Source organism: Haemophilus sp. SZY H8, assembly GCF_018829755.1.
Lineage (GTDB): Bacteria > Pseudomonadota > Gammaproteobacteria > Enterobacterales > Pasteurellaceae > Haemophilus > Haemophilus haemolyticus_K.
In genome coordinates this window covers 14,270-35,127 of the sequence record NZ_JAHKJY010000001.1, presented here as the reverse complement: position 1 = coordinate 35,127, position 20,858 = coordinate 14,270, and the positions used below count along the sequence as shown (strand labels likewise).

19 protein-coding genes and 1 tRNA gene are annotated in these 20,858 nt (G+C 37.1%); 10 read left to right on the top strand and 10 right to left on the bottom strand.

The window, feature by feature from the left end; genetic code table 11:
• Nucleotides 1-5: 5 nt before the first annotated feature.
• The 4 genes from rimP to KKW16_RS00140 all read right to left on the bottom strand — a co-directional run bounded on the left by rimP (nt 6) and on the right by KKW16_RS00140 (nt 1,683).
• Complete coding sequence (gene rimP, locus KKW16_RS00150) at nt 6-461, bottom strand: ribosome maturation factor RimP (protein ID WP_111407434.1); 456 nt, start codon at nt 459-461, stop codon at nt 6-8.
• A 185-nt stretch (nt 462-646) separates the two neighbouring features.
• A tRNA-Met gene (locus tag KKW16_RS00145) sits at nt 647-723 on the bottom strand.
• 103 nt (nt 724-826) lie between these two features.
• Complete coding sequence (locus tag KKW16_RS09030) at nt 827-961, bottom strand: hypothetical protein (protein WP_258183674.1); 135 nt, start codon at nt 959-961, stop codon at nt 827-829.
• Complete coding sequence (locus tag KKW16_RS00140) at nt 961-1,683, bottom strand: BUD32 family EKC/KEOPS complex subunit (RefSeq protein ID WP_111407436.1); 723 nt, start codon at nt 1,681-1,683, stop codon at nt 961-963. Before KKW16_RS00140 ends, KKW16_RS09030 begins: the two co-directional genes overlap by 1 nt.
• 68 nt (nt 1,684-1,751) lie before the next feature.
• Between KKW16_RS00140 and KKW16_RS00135 the strand changes: the two genes are divergently transcribed.
• Entirely contained in the window at nt 1,752-2,315 is a 564-nt protein-coding gene (locus KKW16_RS00135; protein WP_111407437.1) for a YceB family lipoprotein, read from the top strand.
• Nucleotides 2,316-2,344: 29 nt separating this feature from the next.
• On the opposite strand, the gene bioD is transcribed toward KKW16_RS00135, so the two are convergent.
• The 4 genes from bioD to apbC all read right to left on the bottom strand — a co-directional run bounded on the left by bioD (nt 2,345) and on the right by apbC (nt 5,698).
• The gene (gene bioD / locus KKW16_RS00130; RefSeq protein ID WP_048953265.1) at nt 2,345-3,076 is read right to left on the bottom strand and encodes a dethiobiotin synthase; all 732 of its coding nucleotides are present in this window, start codon (nt 3,074-3,076) and stop codon (nt 2,345-2,347) included.
• 102 nt (nt 3,077-3,178) lie between these two features.
• Nucleotides 3,179-3,445, bottom strand: coding sequence for a YcgL domain-containing protein (locus KKW16_RS00125; RefSeq protein ID WP_048953264.1), 267 nt, complete (start codon nt 3,443-3,445; stop codon nt 3,179-3,181).
• A 3-nt stretch (nt 3,446-3,448) separates the two neighbouring features.
• A complete protein-coding gene (add, locus tag KKW16_RS00120; protein ID WP_111407438.1) occupies nt 3,449-4,477 on the bottom strand; it encodes an adenosine deaminase in 1,029 nt (342 codons plus the stop codon).
• Between the two features lie 108 nt (nt 4,478-4,585).
• A complete protein-coding gene (gene apbC, locus KKW16_RS00115) occupies nt 4,586-5,698 on the bottom strand; it encodes an iron-sulfur cluster carrier protein ApbC (protein WP_111407439.1) in 1,113 nt (370 codons plus the stop codon).
• A 150-nt stretch (nt 5,699-5,848) separates the two neighbouring features.
• On the opposite strand from apbC, the gene metG reads away from it, so the two are divergent.
• Both metG and tehB read left to right on the top strand, forming a co-directional pair.
• A complete protein-coding gene (gene metG / locus KKW16_RS00110; RefSeq protein ID WP_048953261.1) occupies nt 5,849-7,897 on the top strand; it encodes a methionine--tRNA ligase in 2,049 nt (682 codons plus the stop codon).
• A 112-nt stretch (nt 7,898-8,009) separates the two neighbouring features.
• Nucleotides 8,010-8,870, top strand: coding sequence for an SAM-dependent methyltransferase TehB (gene tehB, locus KKW16_RS00105; protein ID WP_048953260.1), 861 nt, complete (start codon nt 8,010-8,012; stop codon nt 8,868-8,870).
• A gap of 66 nt (nt 8,871-8,936) precedes the next feature.
• Here the strand turns inward: tehB and dapD are convergent, their stop codons facing one another.
• Nucleotides 8,937-9,764: a 2,3,4,5-tetrahydropyridine-2,6-dicarboxylate N-succinyltransferase gene (gene dapD, locus KKW16_RS00100; RefSeq protein ID WP_048953259.1), complete on the bottom strand. Its 828-nt coding sequence runs from the start codon at nt 9,762-9,764 to the stop codon at nt 8,937-8,939.
• A gap of 353 nt (nt 9,765-10,117) precedes the next feature.
• On the opposite strand from dapD, the gene purR reads away from it, so the two are divergent.
• Nucleotides 10,118-11,128, top strand: a complete 1,011-nt coding sequence (purR, locus tag KKW16_RS00095) for an HTH-type transcriptional repressor PurR (RefSeq protein WP_048953258.1) — start codon at nt 10,118-10,120, stop codon at nt 11,126-11,128.
• 182 nt (nt 11,129-11,310) lie between these two features.
• Nucleotides 11,311-13,950, top strand: coding sequence for a phosphoenolpyruvate carboxylase (ppc, locus tag KKW16_RS00090; RefSeq protein ID WP_215767731.1), 2,640 nt, complete (start codon nt 11,311-11,313; stop codon nt 13,948-13,950).
• A 37-nt stretch (nt 13,951-13,987) separates the two neighbouring features.
• Here ppc and KKW16_RS00085 read toward each other — a convergent pair whose 3' ends face one another.
• The gene (locus KKW16_RS00085) at nt 13,988-15,400 is read right to left on the bottom strand and encodes a YcjX family GTP-binding protein (RefSeq protein WP_215767730.1); all 1,413 of its coding nucleotides are present in this window, start codon (nt 15,398-15,400) and stop codon (nt 13,988-13,990) included.
• A gap of 69 nt (nt 15,401-15,469) precedes the next feature.
• Between KKW16_RS00085 and KKW16_RS00080 the strand changes: the two genes are divergently transcribed.
• Genes KKW16_RS00080 through KKW16_RS00060 form a run of 5 tightly spaced genes read left to right on the top strand, consistent with a single transcriptional unit; the run spans nt 15,470 to nt 20,856 of the window.
• The gene (locus KKW16_RS00080) at nt 15,470-17,164 is read left to right on the top strand and encodes an ABC transporter substrate-binding protein (protein ID WP_215767729.1); all 1,695 of its coding nucleotides are present in this window, start codon (nt 15,470-15,472) and stop codon (nt 17,162-17,164) included.
• The gene (locus tag KKW16_RS00075; RefSeq protein ID WP_065264851.1) at nt 17,164-18,129 is read left to right on the top strand and encodes an ABC transporter permease; all 966 of its coding nucleotides are present in this window, start codon (nt 17,164-17,166) and stop codon (nt 18,127-18,129) included. Before KKW16_RS00080 ends, KKW16_RS00075 begins: the two co-directional genes overlap by 1 nt.
• Nucleotides 18,119-19,006, top strand: a complete 888-nt coding sequence (locus KKW16_RS00070; protein ID WP_065264852.1) for an ABC transporter permease subunit — start codon at nt 18,119-18,121, stop codon at nt 19,004-19,006. Before KKW16_RS00075 ends, KKW16_RS00070 begins: the two co-directional genes overlap by 11 nt.
• Nucleotides 19,007-19,009: 3 nt before the next feature.
• A complete protein-coding gene (locus KKW16_RS00065) occupies nt 19,010-20,059 on the top strand; it encodes a peptide ABC transporter ATP-binding protein (RefSeq protein WP_048953252.1) in 1,050 nt (349 codons plus the stop codon).
• Nucleotides 20,059-20,856 (top strand): peptide ABC transporter ATP-binding protein, encoded by a 798-nt coding sequence (locus KKW16_RS00060; protein WP_111407442.1) that lies wholly within the window; start codon nt 20,059-20,061, stop codon nt 20,854-20,856. The genes KKW16_RS00065 and KKW16_RS00060 overlap by 1 nt, the downstream gene beginning before the upstream one ends.
• The last annotated feature ends 2 nt before the right edge of the window (nt 20,857-20,858 follow it).

The following is a 20,858-nucleotide window of genomic DNA, read 5'->3' as shown; positions in this document are numbered from 1 at the left end:
TCCTTTTAAAATTTTGCAACAACATTCGCTTTTTGAATGTTACCAAAGACTAAAACTTGTTCCTGTCCATCAACGATTAAAGTAACCATATCTTTTTCAATACGCTCTAACTTACCTTGCCATTTACGGCGTTCTATCACTGGAATTCGCAAATGCACTGCGATATCTTGCCCAATATAGCGTTCAAATTGTGGCAAGGTAAATAACGGACGATCTAAACCTGGTGAAGACACTTCTAGATTGTATTTATCCGCAATTGGATCTTCCACGTCTAAAATTGCGCTCACTTGACGACTTACATCAGCACAATCATCGACAGTCACGCCACCTTCTTTATCAATAAATAAACGCACAGTCATAAAACGGCCTGCTCGTTGACATTCAATGCCCCAAAGTTCACAACCTAAATCCTCTACTGCGCCTTGTAGCATTTCTTGTAAATTTTGTTCTAATGTAGCCAATTTCTACTCCTATACTGTGGTGTCAGTTTTTAGTCAAAATAACTGCTTTTGATTAATCTAAAAACTTCTACAAAAAATTTTAGGCATAAAAAAAGGGTTAGGTCACAGGAACCTAAGCCCAGTTTTTATTAAATTTCTTATAGAAAAAAACCCCAAAACTGGGGTTCTTTTACTGAACTTATTATTGGTTGCGGGGGCCGGATTTGAACCGACGGCCTTCGGGTTATGAGCCCGACGAGCTACCAAGCTGCTCCACCCCGCGTCCGAAATATGGGATGCATTATAGTGATAAAAATTTAAAATGCAAGAAGTTTTACTAAGTTCATTAAAAACTTTGTCAAAACTTACCGCACTTTCCATCATCACTAAAATCGAATACCAGAGCCAATCCCTAGTCCTAATCCAACGCCGTTACTTCCGCCACCAGCGCTGGCGCCACCACCTACAGTACAAGCCGCTAATATGCTTGATAATACAATAATAAAAAGTGTTTTCTTCATCATTTTTCCTTTATTAATAAAATTTCAAATAATCGATAAACGGCAATTAAGTCTGTCTTTGCAATAGGTTTAAAAGGCAGTAAAAGATAATAAACCCAGCGAAAACGGTGCAAAAATACGATCATATTCTGCCAATTTTCTACTCTACAATGAGCTTGATAATACAATGCCACTTTTTGAATAAAATCGTCTGAAATATCTTCTTCTCGACATAAACTATCAAAGAAAAATAGCATATCTCGAACGATTAACCAATTTTGATTTTGACTACTTGAACGAGATTCAAAATCAAGAAAAGTAACTTTTCCTTTATCCCAAGTAATATCTCGAATAGCAGGACGACCATGTACCAGATTTTTATCATGTAAATCAATCAAAGCGAGACAAGCATCATAAATGATAGAAAATTTTTGCTGATTATTTGCCCTCTTATCACATAACCATTGTGATAAAGTGATTCCCACATCTTCCAATACAAAAAAATCCTCATTATGATAAGAGACTTTTGGAACAGGTGCTTTTTTTTCAGCAAGATTCAACAAAGTTTGTAGTTCATTTTTAAAAGATTGCTTCGGATACGGTTTCAATAGTAGCCAAATCCCCTTCAATTTTTCAGGTTGCTTCAACCAGAATTTTTTGCCTTCATAGTGAAAAGGATAAATTCGTTCACCACGATGCTCTATAACTAATTGATTAACATATTGCCTAAACTCATGACTCATAACTACATCACTCTATTACTATTTATGGTATATTTGTCCACCATTTTTATTTTGCTTTTAACTAAAATATGAAAAAAATTAAATTATTATTTCTTACGTTAACGTCTATTTTAGCGGTATCCCCTAATATATCGGCCTCACCTTTTTCAATAACTGAATCTCAAATCAATCAATATCTACAGGAAAAAGGAGCTATTGCGGATAAATTTGGCTTACCAGGATTATTTTTTCTTGATTATGAAGTAAGAAATTTAAGTACAAAAATTGGGCAAACTAATGATAAACGCGTAGAAATGAGCGGTACTTTAGAGGGTTTATTTCAATTTGGCAATAAAAATTTGCCAGGAAAATTAAATCTGACCTTCGATACAGTTCCTTATTATAACTCCGAAGAAGGTGCGGTTTATTTAAAGAAAATGCGTATTTTACGTTGGTCAGGAGAACCACAGCAATATATGCAACAAATGCAAACAATCATGCCTTTTTTAAATGAAAATGTCGCTAAATTACTAGAACATATTCCTGTTTATACATTAGATAAAAACAATATGCGTGATGTGCTTATAAAAAAATTTGCAAAAAAGATTTTAATTGAACAAGGTAAACTTACATTGGATACAGGAATTTTTTAAATAACAAGTAGTACTCGTTATTAAGAATTTTATTTAACTAATTCTGTTTTCATATACATTAAACGTTCAATATTTGTTAAATAATGCCCTAATTCCTGTTCTTCTGGTTTATGTAAGTAGGGTATTTGTCCTAATAGAGGTGCCTCAATATGCTTCTCTAAAAGACTAATTATTTCAGCATAATGACCTAATAAAGGATTAACACGATTGGCTACCCATCCTAATAAAGGTACGCCTAGCTGTTGAATTGCTTGAACTGTCAATAAAGCATGATTAACACAACCGTCTTTAATTCCCACCACAAGCACTAAAGGCATTTTATGGGAAACAATCCAATCTGCAAAACTTTTTTCTTCTGACATTGGAGTCATTAATCCAAAGGATCCCTCTACCGCAACAGACTGATACTGGGAAGTTAAACGCATAAGATCCTGATTGATCTTCTCTAACTTAATTCTCGTTCTATCTTCTGTAAGCATCGGAAAACGATGAGTAAATGTATAGCTATTAATATCTTGATACTTTACATCCTGATTTGTTGAAGCCATCAATGTTAAAACATCAGAATTGCTGAAACTGTCATAATCTGAATCATTTTTCTCAACTTGAACGGTAGGATAAACCCCCTCCTCACCACAGCAGGCAATAGGTTTATATCCTACTATTTGAACACCCTTATTTTGTAAGGCTTGTATAATTGCTCGACAAGCAGTGGTTTTTCCCACATTTGTATCAGTCCCCGCAACAAAAAAGCTACTCATTTCGTTCTCCTTAAAAAAATTGCGGGCGATTCTAAAAGAATTTTTGAAGAAAGAAATTGAGGTAACGCAAACTTTTGTTTTTTAGCTTTGAAAATAAACAGATTATTTGATCTCACTCAAACTATTAAATAAACCATCATCCTGTTTAGGTATTTGTAAATAAAATCCCTGTTGTTTAATTTTTTCCAAAATCTCTTGATTATCTACAGAATGCAATCTTTTTGAGCCTAATAAATTAAACATCATCACGATTTCAGGTTTACCAAATTGCTCTAACAGTGCTTCAGGCAAAGAAGAAAAATCATCGCGTTTTGCTAAATATAAATAACTTCCTGGTTTCTTTTTACTCTTATAAATTGCACACAACATAAATTAATCTATTCCTTTCATTTTAATATATGTTTTTAATGCAATTTTATCTTCTATACTAAGAAATGATGCATTAATAGCATTATTCAGCAATTTTTTTGCTTCAAATTCAGTTAATTGATAATCAGACTCTAATAATTCAAATTCCTGTTTAATTTCAGTTTGTGATACGGTCATATTATCTGTGTTTAGCGTCGCCATAATCCCCTTTTGTAAAAAAGTTCTAAGTGGATAATTTTTTAAATTATCAATTGCTTTTGTCTGTAAATTACTACAAGGACACATCTCTACAGCAATATTTTTTATAGCTAAATCAGACATAACTTGCTCAGATTCTACCGCTCGAATACCATGCCCAATACGACTAGCACCAAGATTAATTGCCTGTTGCACATTTTCGGCCCCGGCTGCTTCACCTGCATGAATCGTAAAAGGAATACCAAGTTGATTAGCAAGCTGAAATTCTTGGGAAAAATTTTGGGTTGGATAACCTGCCTCTGGTCCAGCTAAATCCACCGCAACGACCCCGGCATCTTTTATAGTCAGATATTTTTTGGCTATATTAATAGTTTCTAAGTTATTTTCTAAAGAGCCAATACCTCTTAAACAACATAAAATTAAATTTACTCTAAAAAGTGCGGTATCTTTCAGTCCTTGTTTTAAGCCAACTAATGCGGCTTCCACCACTTCTGATTGATTTAATCCCTTTTTTATATGAAGCTGTGGTGCAAAACGAATTTCAGCATAAACTACACCTTGTTTATCTAAACGTTTTACCAAGTCAAAAACTGCAGAAGAAATGGAATCTTGTGTTTGTAATAAAGAAACGGGAATTGCAAAACAATTTAAATATTGATTTAAATCACTACAATCTTTGGGCGCCGAAATTAATCTAAGAAGTGATTCAATGTCATTTACAGGTAAGTTGATGTTTTGTTTTTCCGCCCACTCAAAAATCCATTCAGGAGAAAGCGAACCATCCAAATGAAGATGGAGGTCTATCAAAGCATATTTTGATATATTTTTCATCATAATGATCCACCAAATAAAAAATTGCGCTAGATTTTATTGAGAAACAGTAAGAAGATCAACCTAGGAAAAAAAGATAGGGCTGCAAATGCAGCCCTATCTTTTTTTCGATTATTTCACTTCTTTAAATAAAATCTCACTTGGTATTACGGAACCTTGCCAGTAAAGTTCTGTAGAGACTTTCTCAGCGAGTTGTAAGAATGCTTGTGAAATTTCATTTTCAGGCACTCGCACAACAGTTGGATTGCCCGCATCTAAATCTTCACGGATACGAATGTGTAAAGGAAGTTGAGCTAATACTTTCACATTGTATTTTTCAGCCATTTTTTCTGCACCGCCTGTGCCAAAAATTGCTTCGTGGTGACCGCACTCGCTACAAATATGCATTGACATATTTTCCACAATACCCAATACCGGTACGGATACTCGCTCGAACATTGAAATACCTTTCACCGCATCAAGCAAAGCAATATCTTGTGGGGTTGTCACTACCACTGCACCAGTCACAGGGATTTGTTGTGATAAAGTAAGTTGAATATCACCCGTGCCCGGAGGCATATCGATAACAAGATAATCTAAACTATCCCATAGAGTTTCATTTAATAATTGGCTTAATGCGCTACTCGCCATCGGGCCACGCCAAATTGTTGCGCTGTCTTCATTCATTAAAAAGCCAATGGAATTTGCAGATAAACCATGTGCCTTAATTGGGGTGATGTGTTGATTATCTGGCGAAGTCGGGCGTTGATCCGCTGCGCCTAACATATGTGGAATAGAAGGGCCATAAATATCCGCATCTAAAATCCCGACACGTGCGCCTTGTGCTTGTAATGCTAAAGCTAGATTAACAGAAACCGATGATTTCCCTACACCGCCTTTACCAGAACTCACAGCAATAATATTTTTCACACCTTTTACAGCGGGTTGATTATTCGCACGTTTAAGTGTAGCGATTTGATACGAGATCGCCCATTTAATTGCCTTGCAATCTGTTGCTTTCAATAACGCATCTGAAACCGCTTGTTTTAACTGTTCTGCACCAGAATTCCACGCAAAAGGTAATTTCAATTCAATGCGTAAAGTATCACCGCCCTTTTCCACTTTTTTCAAAGTATTAAGCGCAATCAGATCCTTTTGCAGGGTTGGATGCTGAAATTGTTGGATAATCTGCTGAACTTTATTTTGCTGCTCGGCAGTCAAATTATCAGAAAAGTAGGTTGCCATAATAACTTCCTGTTTAGTAGAGTAAATTTGTCGGGCATATTTAATCACGGAAAGTGCGGTATGTTAAGTTAAAGTTTTTCAAACTAGAAAAAAAGCCCTGTATCGGGTAAGATGTCCACAATTTTTATATGCTAAAAAAGAGAATAATAAATGACAACTCAACCCCGTAAAATTTTAGTCACTTGCGCTTTGCCTTATGCCAATGGGGCAATTCATTTAGGCCATATGTTAGAACATATCCAGGCGGATATTTGGGTGCGTTTTCAACGTATGCGTGGCAATAAAATCCATTTTGTCTGTGCAGACGATGCACACGGTACTCCGATTATGCTGAATGCCGATAAACTTGGCATTACACCTGAAGAATTAATTGCTAAAGCAAAAGCCGATCACGTGCGTGATTTTGCAGGTTTTAATATTAGTTTTGATAACTACCATTCCACTCACAGCGAAGAAAACAAACAGCTCACCGCAGAAATTTACAATAAACTCAAAGCCAATGGCTTTATTAAGAGTAAAGTTATTTCTCAGCTATTCGACCCTGAAAAAAATATGTTCTTGCCTGATCGTTTTGTGAAAGGCACTTGCCCAAAATGTAAAGCAGAAGATCAATATGGCGATAACTGCGAAGTTTGTGCTTCAACTTATAGCCCAATGGATTTAATTAATCCTCGTTCAGCTGTTTCTGGCGCAACTCCTGTTGTAAAAGAATCTGAACACTTTTTCTTTGACTTACCTGCATTTGAAGGCATGTTAAAAGAATGGACACGTTCTGGCTCACTTCAATCTGAAATTGCGAACAAAATGCAAGAATGGTTTGAAAGCGGTTTACAACAATGGGATATTTCACGCGATGCGCCTTATTTCGGTTTTGAAATTCCAGGTGCAAAAGATAAATTCTTCTATGTTTGGTTAGATGCGCCAATCGGCTATATGGCTTCATTCAAAAATCTATGCGATCATAAAGGCATTGATTTCAATGAATTTTGGGCTGAAGGCAGCGATGCGGAGCTTTATCATTTCATCGGTAAAGACATCGTTTATTTCCACAGTCTATTCTGGCCTGCAATGCTTGAAGGTAGTGGCTACCGTAAACCGACTAATGTGTTCACTCATGGCTATGTCACGGTGGATGGGGCGAAGATGTCAAAATCTCGCGGGACTTTCATTCAAGCCAGCACTTATTTGAATCATATCGATCCTGAATGTTTGCGTTATTACTATGCAGCAAAATTAAATGATCGCATTGAAGATTTAGACTTTAACCTTGAAGATTTCGTACAACGTGTAAATACGGATATTGTAAACAAATTAGTGAATTTAGCTTCACGCAATGCAGGCTTTATTACGAAACGCTTTGAAGGCAAACTTGCGGATAAACTGGAAGATGAAACATTATTTGCAGAATTTACCGCTCAAGCCGAGCAAATCGCCGCTTATTACGAAAGCCGTGAATACAATAAAGCCATTCGTGAAATTATGGCATTAACCGATAAAGCCAATAAATACATTGATGAAAAAGCCCCTTGGGTGATTGCAAAAGAAGAAGGCAAAGAGGCAGAATTGCAAGCCGTATGTTCAATGGGAATTGAGCTTTTCCGCGTGTTGATGTCTTACTTAAAACCAGTTCTTCCAAAACTAGCAGAACGTTCAGAAGCCTTCTTACAAGCTGAATTACGTTGGGATAATATTCATCAACCATTACTTGGCCATACTCTTGCACCGTTCAAAGCCTTATTCTCTCGTTTAGAGAAAAAACAAATTGATGCCGTTGTGGAAGAAACTAAAGCCTTATTTGCTGCAGCCAATAAAGCAGCAGAAAAAACCGAAGCAAAACCAACCGCACTTTCCGCCGTTGAACCTATTGCTGAAACCATCACTATTGATGATTTCGCTAAACTTGATATGCGTGTAGCAAAAGTGTTGAAATGCGAAGCGGTGCCAGAATCTAATAAACTTTTACGTTTTGAATTAGATCTTGGCGATCATACTCGTCAAGTCTTCTCTGGCATTAAAGCGGCTTACAATAAACCTGAAGAATTAGAAGGTCGTTTTGTGATTATGGTGGCAAACCTTGCACCACGTAAAATGAAATTCGGTGTATCTGAGGGAATGATTCTATCCGCAGGAACAGGCGGTAGTGATTTATTCTTGTTATCTGCCGATAGCGGTGTCACTGCGGGCATGCAAGTAAAATAATCAATTCAATCTAAATGAGGGCAACATTACGTTGCCCTTTTATTTTCTTGTTGAAAATAGGTGGCTTATAACCTACTATAACACTCAACTATTTACCTATTTGGAGAATATTATGAAAAACGAATTAATTTGCTATAAACAAATGCCAGTGTGGACAAAAGACAAATTGCCACAAATGTTCCAAGAAAAGCACAACACAAAAGTCGGCACTTGGGGGAAATTAACCGTATTAAAAGGTAAGCTCAAATTTTATGAGCTAACCGAAAATAGCGATGTGATTGCCGAGCATATTTTTACCCCAGAAAGCAACATTCCTTTTGTTGAACCTCAAGCATGGCATCGTGTTGAAGCGCTTTCTGATGACTTAGAATGTACTCTAGGTTTCTATTGCAAAAAAGAAGATTACTTCAGTAAAAAATACAATATGACTGCCACTCACGGCGATGTGGTGGATGCTGCAAAAATTATCTCGCCTTGTAAAGTATTAGATTTAGGTTGCGGACAAGGGCGTAATTCACTTTATTTAAGTTTATTGGGCTATGATGTGACCTCTTGGGATCACAATGAAAACAGCATTGCCTTTTTAAATGAAACCAAAGAGAAAGAAAATCTTAATATTTCTACCGCACTTTATGATATTAACGCCGCCAATATTCAAGAAAACTATGATTTTATTGTTTCAACAGTGGTGTTTATGTTCTTAAATCGTGAGCGAGTGCCGTCAATCATTAAAAATATGCAAGAACACACCAATGTTGGCGGGTATAACTTAATCGTTGCCGCCATGTCCACAGATGATGTGCCTTGCCCGCTTCCATTCTCCTTCACCTTCGCTGAAAACGAATTGAAAGAATATTACAAAGATTGGGAATTCTTAGAATATAACGAAAATATGGGCGAATTACATAAAACCGATGAAAACGGCAATCGCATTAAAATGAAATTTGCCACAATGTTAGCGAGAAAGAAATAATCACTCATTTATAAAAAATGACCGCCTTTATGAAAAAAGAGCGGTCATTATTTTATTTACGTTCTATTATTCTTCAATAGAACGTAATAATTCGTTGATACCAACTTTACCTAAAGTTTTTGCATCCACTTTTTTCACAATCACTGCGCAATATAAGCTATATTTTCCACATTTTGATGGAAGGCTACCAGATACCACCACAGAACCAGCTGGTACACGGCCGTAGTGAATTTCACCCGTTTCACGATCATAAATTTTGGTTGATTGACCAATGAATACGCCCATTGAAATAACACAGCCATCTTCTACAATAACGCCTTCTACCACTTCTGAACGAGCTCCGATAAAGCAGTTATCGCCGATAATGGTTGGGTTAGCTTGCAATGGTTCTAATACACCGCCGATGCCTACGCCGCCAGATAAGTGAACGTTTTTACCGATTTGTGCACATGAACCAACCGTTGCCCAAGTATCTACCATGCTGCCTTCGCCAACGTAAGCACCAATATTTACATAGGATGGCATTAATACGCAGTTTTTAGAAATGTATGCACCTTTACGCACCGTTGCAGAAGGCACAACACGGAAACCTTCTTCAGCAAAACGTTCTTCGGTGTAATCCGCAAATTTTAATGCTACTTTGTCGTAATATTTTGTTTCTGCTCCGTCAATGATTTGGTTGTCATTAATACGGAATGAAAGTAAAACCGCTTTTTTTAACCATTGATGTGTTACCCATTCGCCATCAATTTTTTCTGCAACACGGTATTTACCCGAATCTAATCCTTCGATCACTTCCTCAATTGCCGCACGCGTTTCTGCATCAACGGTTTTTGGTGTAATTTCTGCACGTTTCTCAAATGCAGCTTCAATAATTTGTTGTAAATTTGACATGATAATTCCTATTAGTTAATGAATAAAACGTTGTTATTTTTACCATACTTTTGCGTCTCAAGCAAAAACCTAAAAAAATACCGCCCTTTGTTTTCTAACAAAGCGCGGTAATTCATAAAATAAACACAATTAAAAAATTGATAGTGCTAGCCCTACAACAATAGTCATACTAAAAACAACCATTATCATGGCGTAACCAAAATCACTCATCTTTTTCTCCTAAATAAAAAATTTGCGTACATTCTAGCAATATTTATTAGAAAAAATCATCTCTTTTACAAAAAAATTATAATAAAAGTAACGAAATATTCTATAAACCTTTATAATAGGAAAAATTTTCTAGGGGTAAATGTATGGCAACAATTAAAGATGTCGCAAAAATGGCTGGCGTATCTACCACGACAGTATCACATGTAATAAATAAAACGCGTTTTGTTGCAAAAGAAACAGAAGAATCTGTATTACTTGCAATTAAACAACTGAATTATTCACCAAGCGCTGTTGCAAGAAGTTTAAAAGTGAATACAACCAAATCGATCGGCATGATTGTCACCACTAGTGAAGCCCCCTACTTTGCTGAGATCATTCATTCCGTCGAAGAACATTGTTATCGTCAAGGTTATTCCCTTTTCTTATGTAATACACAAAATGAACCTGAAAAAGTCAAAAACCATTTGGAAATGTTGGCGAAGAAACGGGTAGATGGTTTGCTTGTGATGTGTTCTGAATATACTCAAGACTCCTTGGATTTGCTTTCGTCATTTTCCAGTATACCAATGGTTGTAATGGACTGGGGCCCAAATGCGAATACCGATGTGATTGATGATCATAGTTTTGATGGCGGTTATTTAGCAACCCAACACCTCATTGAGTGCGGTCATAAAAAAATCGGGATTATCTGCGGTGAACTCAATAAAACTACGGCAAAAACTCGTTATGAAGGCTTTTTAAAAGCGATGGCAGATGCGAATCTTGAAGTGCATAAACCTTGGATTTTCGAAGGTGCATTTGAGCCTGAAGACGGTTATGAATGTATGAATCGCTTACTGGCTCAAGAGGAATTACCGACCGCCCTATTCTGTTGTAACGATGTGATGGCGCTCGGTGCAATTTCTGCACTGACAGAAAAAGGGTTACGCGTGCCAGATGATATGTCCATTATCGGCTATGATGATATTCATGCTTCACGTTTCTATGCGCCACCATTAACCACCATTCACCAATCGAAGCTACGATTAGGCAGACAGGCGGTGAATATCTTATTAGAACGTATTAGCCAAAAAGATCAAGGCGTTCAGCAATATAGCCGTATTGACATTGGCCCTGAGCTTATTATTCGAAAATCCGTTAAATCAATTTTATAAAACTTATCAAAAATAAACCGAACTTTTTAAATAATCTATAAAAAGTGCGGTTCTTTTTTATCTATTTTTTAGCTTTTCTTGATTATCTTCAAGGTTTCCTTGAATAGCATTTGCCCTATCTTCCGTTTTTAGCTATATCTATCGCCAACTTACGAATTTTATTTTTACTTTTAGGAGTTCCTATGACACAAGAGTACACCACTCTGCGCAATAACATTAGTATGTTAGGGCGTTTTCTCGGAGAAACCATCAACGATGCCCAAGGTGCCGATATTCTCGAATTAATCGAAAATATTCGTAAACTTTCTCGTAATTCTCGTGCGGGTGATGATAAAGCAAGACAAGAATTGCTCGACACGCTCGGTAGTATTTCTAATGACAATATTATTCCCGTCGCGCGTGCTTTCAGCCAATTTTTAAACCTCACGAATATTGCGGAACAATATCAAACGATTTCGCGTGAACATTCTCTAGCACAAAGTTCTTCTCAATCCTTAAGCGAACTTTTCAAACGCTTAAAAGAACAAAATGCCTCTGTGGAAGACGTGCATAAAACCGTTGAAAAATTATTAATTGAGCTTGTTCTGACCGCACATCCAACAGAAACAACACGTCGTTCACTCATTCATAAACACATTGAAATCAATAAATGTTTAAGCAAGCTAGAACATCATGATTTAACTGAAAAAGAACGTAATATTATTGAACGTCTATTACTTCGCTTAATCGCAGAAGCATGGCATACCAATGAAATTCGCACTGTTCGTCCAACACCATTCGATGAAGCCAAATGGGGCTTTGCGATGTTGGAAAACAGTTTGTGGCAAGCTGTGCCAGAGTTTTTACGCCAATTAAACGAAACTGCCCGTGAATTTTTAGGTTACGATTTGCCAGTAGGATTAAAACCCGTACGAATTTCCTCTTGGATGGGCGGCGACCGCGATGGAAACCCATTTGTCACCGCACAAATCACCAAAAAAGTGCTTTATTTTGCCCGTTGGAAAGCGGCGGATTTATTCTTACAAGACATCAGCAAATTAGCCGATGAACTTTCAATGGTGAAATGTAGCGATGAGTTTCGTGCTAAATATGGCGAGCATTTAGAACCCTATCGCTTTGTGGTGAAAAATTTACGCAATCAACTTACGGCAACATTAGCTTATTTTGATGATCACCTATCAGATCGCACACCGCGCGTATCTGAAAGCGAGATTATTTTAGAAGATAATCAACTTTGGGAGCCGCTTTACGATTGTTATCAATCTTTAATTCAATGCGGTATGCGCATTATTGCAAATGGTTCATTGTTGAATATTTTGCACCGTATTAGTTGTTTTGGCGTAACGCTTTCTCAAATGGATATTCGCCAAGAAAGCACACGTCACACCGATGCCATTGCTGAAATCACACGCTATATTGGTTTAGGCGATTACTCTCAATGGACGGAAGACGATAAACAGGCTTTCTTAATTCGGGAATTAAGCTCACGCCGTCCATTGATTCCGCAAAACTGGACGCCATCACCTGAAACCAAAGAAATTTTAGATACTTGCAAGGTCATTGCTCAACAAAAACAAGGTGTCATTGCGTGTTATGTTATTTCGATGGCACGCAGTGCATCTGATGTTTTAGCCGTTCATTTACTCTTAAAAGAAGCAGGCGTGCCATATCATATTCCTGTTGTGCCATTATTCGAAACCTTAGATGATTTAGATGCAGCCGAAAAAGTGATGACTCAACTTTTCAATGTGGGTTGGTATCGTGGCGTGATCAATAATCGTCAAATGGTGATGATTGGCTATTCAGATTCGGCAAAAGATGCGGGAATGATGGCTGCATCTTGGGCGCAATATCGAGCCCAAGAAGCCTTAGTGAATTTAACAGAAAAACTTGGCATTGAACTCACCTTATTCCATGGACGAGGTGGCACGATTGGTCGTGGCGGTGCGCCAGCACATGCGGCATTACTGTCTCAACCACCTCGTTCACTAAAAAATGGTTTACGTGTAACAGAACAAGGCGAAATGATTCGCTTCAAACTAGGTTTACCCGCTGTTGCAGTCGAAACCTTTGATCTCTACGCCAGCGCCATTTTAGAAGCAAATCTGTTACCACCACCAGAACCGAAACCAGAATGGCGCACTATAATGGATGAGCTTTCCACGATTTCTTGCGATATTTATCGCGGAGTGGTGCGTGGCGATAAAGATTTCGTGCCTTATTTCCGCAGTGCGACGCCAGAACAGGAATTATCAAAATTGCCACTTGGTTCTCGCCCTGCAAAACGCAATCCAAATGGCGGCGTGGAAAGTTTACGCGCGATTCCTTGGATTTTTGCGTGGATGCAAAATCGCTTAATGCTACCCGCTTGGTTAGGCGCAGGTGCCTCTATCCGTCAGATTATTGAACAAGGCAAAGGCGATATTATTCATGAAATGTGCGAAAACTGGCCGTTCTTTTCAACTCGAATCGGTATGTTGGAAATGGTCTTTAGTAAGTCAGATTCTTGGCTTTCCCAACAATATGATCAACGATTAGTGAAAAAAGAACTTTGGTATTTAGGCGAAAATTTACGTAAGCAACTTGAAGATGATATTCAAACCGTGCTTTCACTTTCTCACCAAAGTGAATTAATGTCTGATTTACCTTGGATTGCAGATTCAATCGCATTGCGTAATATCTACACGGATCCACTCAATCTACTGCAAGTGGAATTGCTTCACCGTTTCCGTGAAAATCCAGAGCAAGTAAATCCCGATGTGGAACAAGCATTGATGATCACCATCACAGGTATCGCGGCTGGGATGCGCAATACGGGCTAGAAAGATGAAAAAAGTGCGGAAAATTTTCCGCACTTTTTTATTCAAATCGATCACTTAATAAAAATTGTAAAACTGCATCCATTCTCAAATGAGGAATCGTTTCGCCTTGTTCCAAAGGCTGAGGTTCAAAACTATCGAAATCAAAGTGCGGTTGTTTTTGCCAGAATTCTGCTCTTGGTAATTTGCTCGGTACAGTGCCTGGATAAAGCGTAATCGGCTGTTTATCAATAGAACGAATCCCTTGAATTGCTTTTATTTCTTTTCCTTGCTGATTCACAATCACTTGCTTTGTGGTACGAACAGCCGCAATGGCGGTATATTCTGTATCGATTCCTTCAAATTCCACATGGCGCCCCCCCTCTTGCACAATTTGGCGCATTAAACTCACTAAATTAGGAATTTGATCACGAGTAATATGATCCGCCTTCGTCGCAACAAACATTAATCGATCAATTCGCGGAGAAAACAAACGATGAAGAAAATTTCTGCTGCCATAATGGAAATTATTAAATAACTGGTTTAAACCCATTTGCATATCTAAAAAGGCTTGCTGACTGTGATTTAAAGGCGTTAAACAATCCGCCAAAATCACTTGGCGATCAAAGGTAGAAAAATAATTTTCGTAAAAACCTTTCACAATTTTATTGCGATAATAATTATAACGTGTTGTCAGCACGGTAAAATAGCTATTCGATTTGGCAGTTTTTTTCAAGGTTTGCCACTGTTCTTCCGAAAGATGAATTAATGGAAAAAATTGTAATGCGGGCGCCCCCTCTAAATCACTCGGCAATACAAATCGTCCTGGCTGAATAAATTGCATGGCTTGCGACTTACATTGGTGTAAATAATCCGTATAACTTTTCGCTATCTTAGCTAAAACATCTTCATTTGCGACCGCACTTAAATCCAAATCCTGCAACATAGCAAGCCAATTCTGCGCCAATTCTTCACGAACGCCAGTGGTGACCTTGATTTGTTCTTGTGACCATTGTTGAAAATCTAGATTTAACAACGGTAAATCGAGCAGCCACTCCCCTGGATAATCAAAAATATCTAAATAAAGCGTGCCGCGTTCTTTCAAATGACGTAGCAAGCCAGATTGACGTTGAAAACGAATTGCTAAACGTGTTTCACTCACACCCCGAGTAGATTGAAACCATTGCGGCGGATTTTGTGACAAATCATTTAAATTACTTTCATAATCAAAACGTGGCACGCTGAGATCTTGTTGAGATACTCGTTTAACCGCCAAGATTGCCCCATTTCTAGCGGCTTCGAACAAGGGCAAATGCTGTGATGAATTTTGATTAATGGAGAGAAGTTGATTGATTAAACTTGTAATAAACGCCGTTTTTCCACTCCGACTTAACCCTGTTACCGCCAAGCGCAAAGTGCGGTCAAAACCACGATTAATAATTTGATTGATTTCGTTTTGAACCCTATTAAACATTCAATATCCTAGCCATTTTTACTAATATGCCTTACAATTTGGTACATAATTTATCACAATGCATTTGTTATGTTACGCAAAAATCTTACGTTTTTCTGTTTTCTATTTGGTATTGGCTTGAACTCCGGACTTCAAGCTGCTCCGCGCGTACCAGAACACCTAACAGAAAACGGACTAACTTATTGTACTAATGCCTCTGGATTTTCTTTTAATCCGCAAACTGCGGATGCAGGCACGAGTATGAATGTCGTCACAGAGCAAATTTATAATAAACTTTTTGAAATAAAAAACCATAGCGCGAATGTTACGCCTGTTCTTGCTCAGTCTTATACTATTTCACCTGATGGAAAAGAAATATTAATCAATTTGCGTCGTGGTGTTAAATTTCACCAAACGCCATGGTTTACCCCAACACGCGATTTTAATGCAGAAGATGTAGTATTTTCTATTAATCGGGTACTTGGTCATACAACTTATTTGCCACAATTAAGCGAAAACCTTATTACGTATAAAAATCCACAGTATCGTGTATTTCATGAACAAGCTAAGAAGGTACATTTCCCATATTTTGAAAGTATAAAGCTAAACGAAAAAATTAAATCCGTTACCGCTCTTTCACCTTACCAAGTCAAAATTGAGTTATTTACACAAGACTCATCTATTTTGTCACATCTTGCTAGTCAATATGCAATTATTTTCTCACAAGAATATGCGTATCAACTCAGTGCCGATGATAATCTTGCCCAATTAGATACCCACCCTGTTGGTACGGGGCCCTATCAAGTGAAAGACTATGTATATAACCAACATGTCCGCTTAGTGCGTAATGAAAATTACTGGAAAAAAGAAGCGAAAATCAAAAATATTGTTGTTGATCTTTCTACTGACCGAAATGGTCGTTTAGTTAAATTTTTTAACAACGAATGCCAAATTGCTTCTTATCCTGATGTTAGCCAAATTGGTTTATTAAAAAGCGATGACAAACACTATTATATGCAATCTACTGATGGAATGAACTTGGCATATTTAGCATTTAATTTTGATAAGCCGATCATGCAGGATCGTACTATTCGGGAAGCTATCTCGCAAAGTTTAAATCGGGCGCGTATTATTCACAATATTTATCATAATACAGCAACTGTTGCGAATAATATTATTCCTGAGGTTTCTTGGGCATCAAATGTGAATAGCCCAGAATTTGAGTTTGATTATAATCCCAAAATTGCTCAAAAAGTCTTAAAAAATAAACATCTTTCACTTAATTTATGGGTCATTAATGAAGAACAAGTATATAACCCCGCACCGTTTAAAATGGCTGAAATGATAAAATGGGATTTAGCACAAACCGGAGTTGAAATTAACGTTCGAGCAGTGACACGTACTTTTTTAAGTGAACAACTTCGTAATAAAACAGAAAATTATGATTTAATTCTTACAGGATGGTTAGCAGGGAATCTTGATCCTGATGGTTTTATGCGACCAATTTTAAGTTGTAATACACAAAATGAAGTAACTAACTTATCTAATTGGTGTAATCAGGATTTTAATCATTTAATGGATAGTGCTATTGCAACAACACACTTAGCAGAACGTGTTCGTTTTTATAACGATGCTCAAAATCTCGTATTACATGAATTACCCATTATTCCCATTGCGAATGTAAAACGCATCTTAGTTGCCAATACTCGTGTAAAAGGTGTTGAAATGACTCCTTTTGGTAGCCTAAATTTTTCGACTTTACATTTAAGTAAGGAGAAACCTTAATGTTGTGGTCTGCTATTCGTCATATTATCTGGGTAATCATATTATTATTAGTATTATCCTTAATCAGTTTTATGATCTTATTGCGTGATCCACTCAATGCTGATCTTGTCACACAAAATATCTATAACGCTTATTACGTCTATTTAAAAACATTGTTACAGGGTGATTTTGGCATCACTTATAACGGAGGAAAATCCTTAATTGATTTAATTTTGACTGTATTACCTCCTACTCTAGAGCTTTGCTTTACTGCACTTTTATTAGCTTTTATCTTTGGCTTACCTCTCGGTATCATCAGAGCAGTCAGTTCTCAACAAATTTTTGCTAAAAGTTTACAAAGTTTATCCTATTTAGGTTTATCCATTCCTATATTTTGGCTTGCACCTCTTTTACTTTATACCGCCTCCATCAATCATTGGGAGATTGCCGCTATAGGACAATATAATTTACTCTATGAAATCATACCGATTACAGGCTTTCCAGTTATTGATGTTTGGTTCGTTAATGAGCCATATCGCACTAAGATTATACAAAACGTCTTACAACATCTAGCATTGCCTACGCTTGTTTTATGTATTTTGCCTACAATGGAAATTATTCGTCTTATTCAACAACGGGCTGAATACATTCTTTGTCAAAACTTTGCTAAAGTAGCAACAACACGAGGTTGGTCAAAATGGAAAATTTTACATCAATATGTTTTTCGTAATACCCTTCCATTATTGATACCCCAAGTGCCACGTGTATTTACACTTGTGCTAACGCAATGTATGTTAGTCGAAACAGCACTTGGTTGGCCTGGTATTGGTCGTTGGCTTATTAATGCTGTAGCTGAACAAGACTATAACAGTATTGCAGCAGGCGTTATAGTTATTGGTATATGTATTATTTTAATTGATACCTTAATTAAAAGTATCACTTTTATACTCGATCCATTTAAAAAGAAAGGTTGGTATGCAAGATAAAGAACCTGAAGAATTTCGAGAAAATACCTCAATATTCCAAATTTGGCTACTATTTCGCAAAAATACCATTGCGTTGTTCAGCTTTTATTTATTAGCGTTGTTAACTCTGACCGCACTTTTCAGCAGTTGGATAGCGCCTTATTCTGATAACACACAGTTTGTTGGGCAAGAATTAATGCCACCATCTTGGGTTGATAAAGGACAAATAGCTTTTTTCTTTGGCACAGATGATCTAGGACGAGATATTTTAAGTCGCTTAATTATGGGTACTCGCTATACCCTGGGCTCTTCCTTATTAGTACTCATTGCCACCGCACTCATTGGGGGAGCCCTTGGCATTATTGCTGGTATGTTAAAAGGGATAAAGGCACGTTTTGTGGGACATATTTTCGATGCTTTTTTATCTTTACCTATTTTACTTATTGCAATCATCATTTCCACATTAATGGAGCCTAGTTTATGGAATGCTATGTTTGCAACGCTATTCGCAATTTTACCTTATTTTATCCATGCTATTTATCGCGCAATTCAAGAAGAATTAAAAAAAGATTATGTCATCATGCTCAAACTTGAAGGGATTTCTAACTGGACATTATTAAAAACCACCATTTTGCCTAATATCACAGTTGTGTATATTCAAGAAATCTCACGGGCTTTTATTGTTGCAGTACTAGATATCAGCGCACTAAGTTTTATATCTCTTGGCGCTCAACGTCCTACACCAGAATGGGGAGCGATGATCAAAGATTCACTTGAGCTACTCTATCTTGCGCCATGGACAGTACTTTTACCTGGTTTTGCTATTATTTTCACCATTTTACTCAGTATTATTTTTAGTAACGGCTTAATTAAAGCCATTAATCAATATTATGAATAACTTATGGCACTATTAGATATTCGCAACTTAAATATTGAAATAAAAACACCAAACGGTCGCATTAAAATTGTGGACGGTATTAATTTATCACTCAATGAAGGAGAAATCGGTGGACTTGTAGGTGAATCAGGTTCTGGTAAAAGTTTAATCGCTAAAGTTATTTGTAATGCGGTCAAAGAAAACTGGATTATCACCGCAGATCGTTTCCGATTTGACGATGTAGAATTACTAAAGCTTAATCCAAATCAACGTCGTAAACTTGTTGGTAAAGAAATATCTATGATTTTCCAAGATCCTCTTTCTTGCCTTGAACCAAGTCGAAAAGTCGGTAAGCAGCTTATCCAAAATATTCCTAATTGGACATTTAAGGGAAAATGGTGGCAATGGTTCGGATGGAAAAAACGCCGTGCTATTGAATTATTACACCGTGTTGGTATTAAAGATCACCATGATATTATGTCCAGCTATCCAAGCGAACTTACTGAAGGTGAAGGTCAGAAAGTAATGATTGCTATTGCCGTAGCAAACCAACCTCGTCTACTCATTGCAGATGAACCTACGAATACGCTAGAATCTACGACTGCGCTACAAGTTTTTCGATTACTTTCTAGCATGAACAAAAACCAAGGTACGACTATTTTACTTGCAAGTAACGATATTAAAAGCATCAGTGAATGGTGTGATCACATTTCTGTTCTTTATTGTGGACAAAATGCTGAATCTGCCCCAACAGAAATATTATTAGCATCGCCACACCACCCCTACACTCAATCATTAATCAATGCGATCCCGGATTTTACTCAGCCTTTAGGATTTAAAACTAAATTAGGTACATTAGAAGGAACAGTACCAATTCTAGAACAAATGCCCATAGGTTGTCGCCTTGGACCACGTTGTCCTTTCGCACAAAAGAAATGTATCGAAAAGCCGAACAAGACCAAAATTAAGCAACATGAATTTTCTTGCCATTACCCCGTTAATCTTCGCGAGAAAAATTTTAAAGAAAAAACCACTACTACACCATTAACGCTCCATCGTAAAGGAAATGAATAATGCCGTTATTAAAAGTAGAAGATTTAACTAAAACCTTCAAAGGTCGAAAACGCTTATTTGGTACCAGCTATTTTAATGCAGTAGAAAATATAAGTTTTTCTCTTGAACGCCAGCAAACAATCGCTATTATTGGGAAAAATGGCTCGGGAAAATCCACATTGGTCAAAATGATCGCGGGTATAATTCCACCCTCTTCAGGTCGTATTATATTTAATCATCATGAATTACAACATGATGATATCCAATATCGAGCCCAGCATATTCGCATGCTCTTCCAAGATGCTAATTCAGCTTTCAATCCACGATTAAATATTGGTGAGATACTTGATACCCCTTTACGTCTGGCTACTAATTGGGATGAGTCGCACCGTAATCAAAAAATCTTTGATACACTTTTACTTGTTGGACTTTATCCTGATTACACCAATTTAAAAATCAAACACCTTTCTGTAAGCCAGAAACAACGAATTGCATTAGCTCGAGCTCTTATTCTATCACCTGAAATTATCATTATTGATGATGCACTGGGTAATCTTGATGCTTCCGTACGCATACAACTACTCAACTTAACATTAGATTTACAACAACGGCTTGGTATTTCCTATATTTATGTTGGACAAGATCTTGGCATGATTAAACATATTGCCGATCAAGTTATTGTGATGGATGAGGGAAAAATGATTGAATATGGGCCACCAAGAACATTATTTAGCGCACCACAAACTGAAATTACTCGTCGTTTAGTTGAAAGTCATTTTGGAAAAATTCTTGATAAGAATGCTTGGATAAATAATTAGAA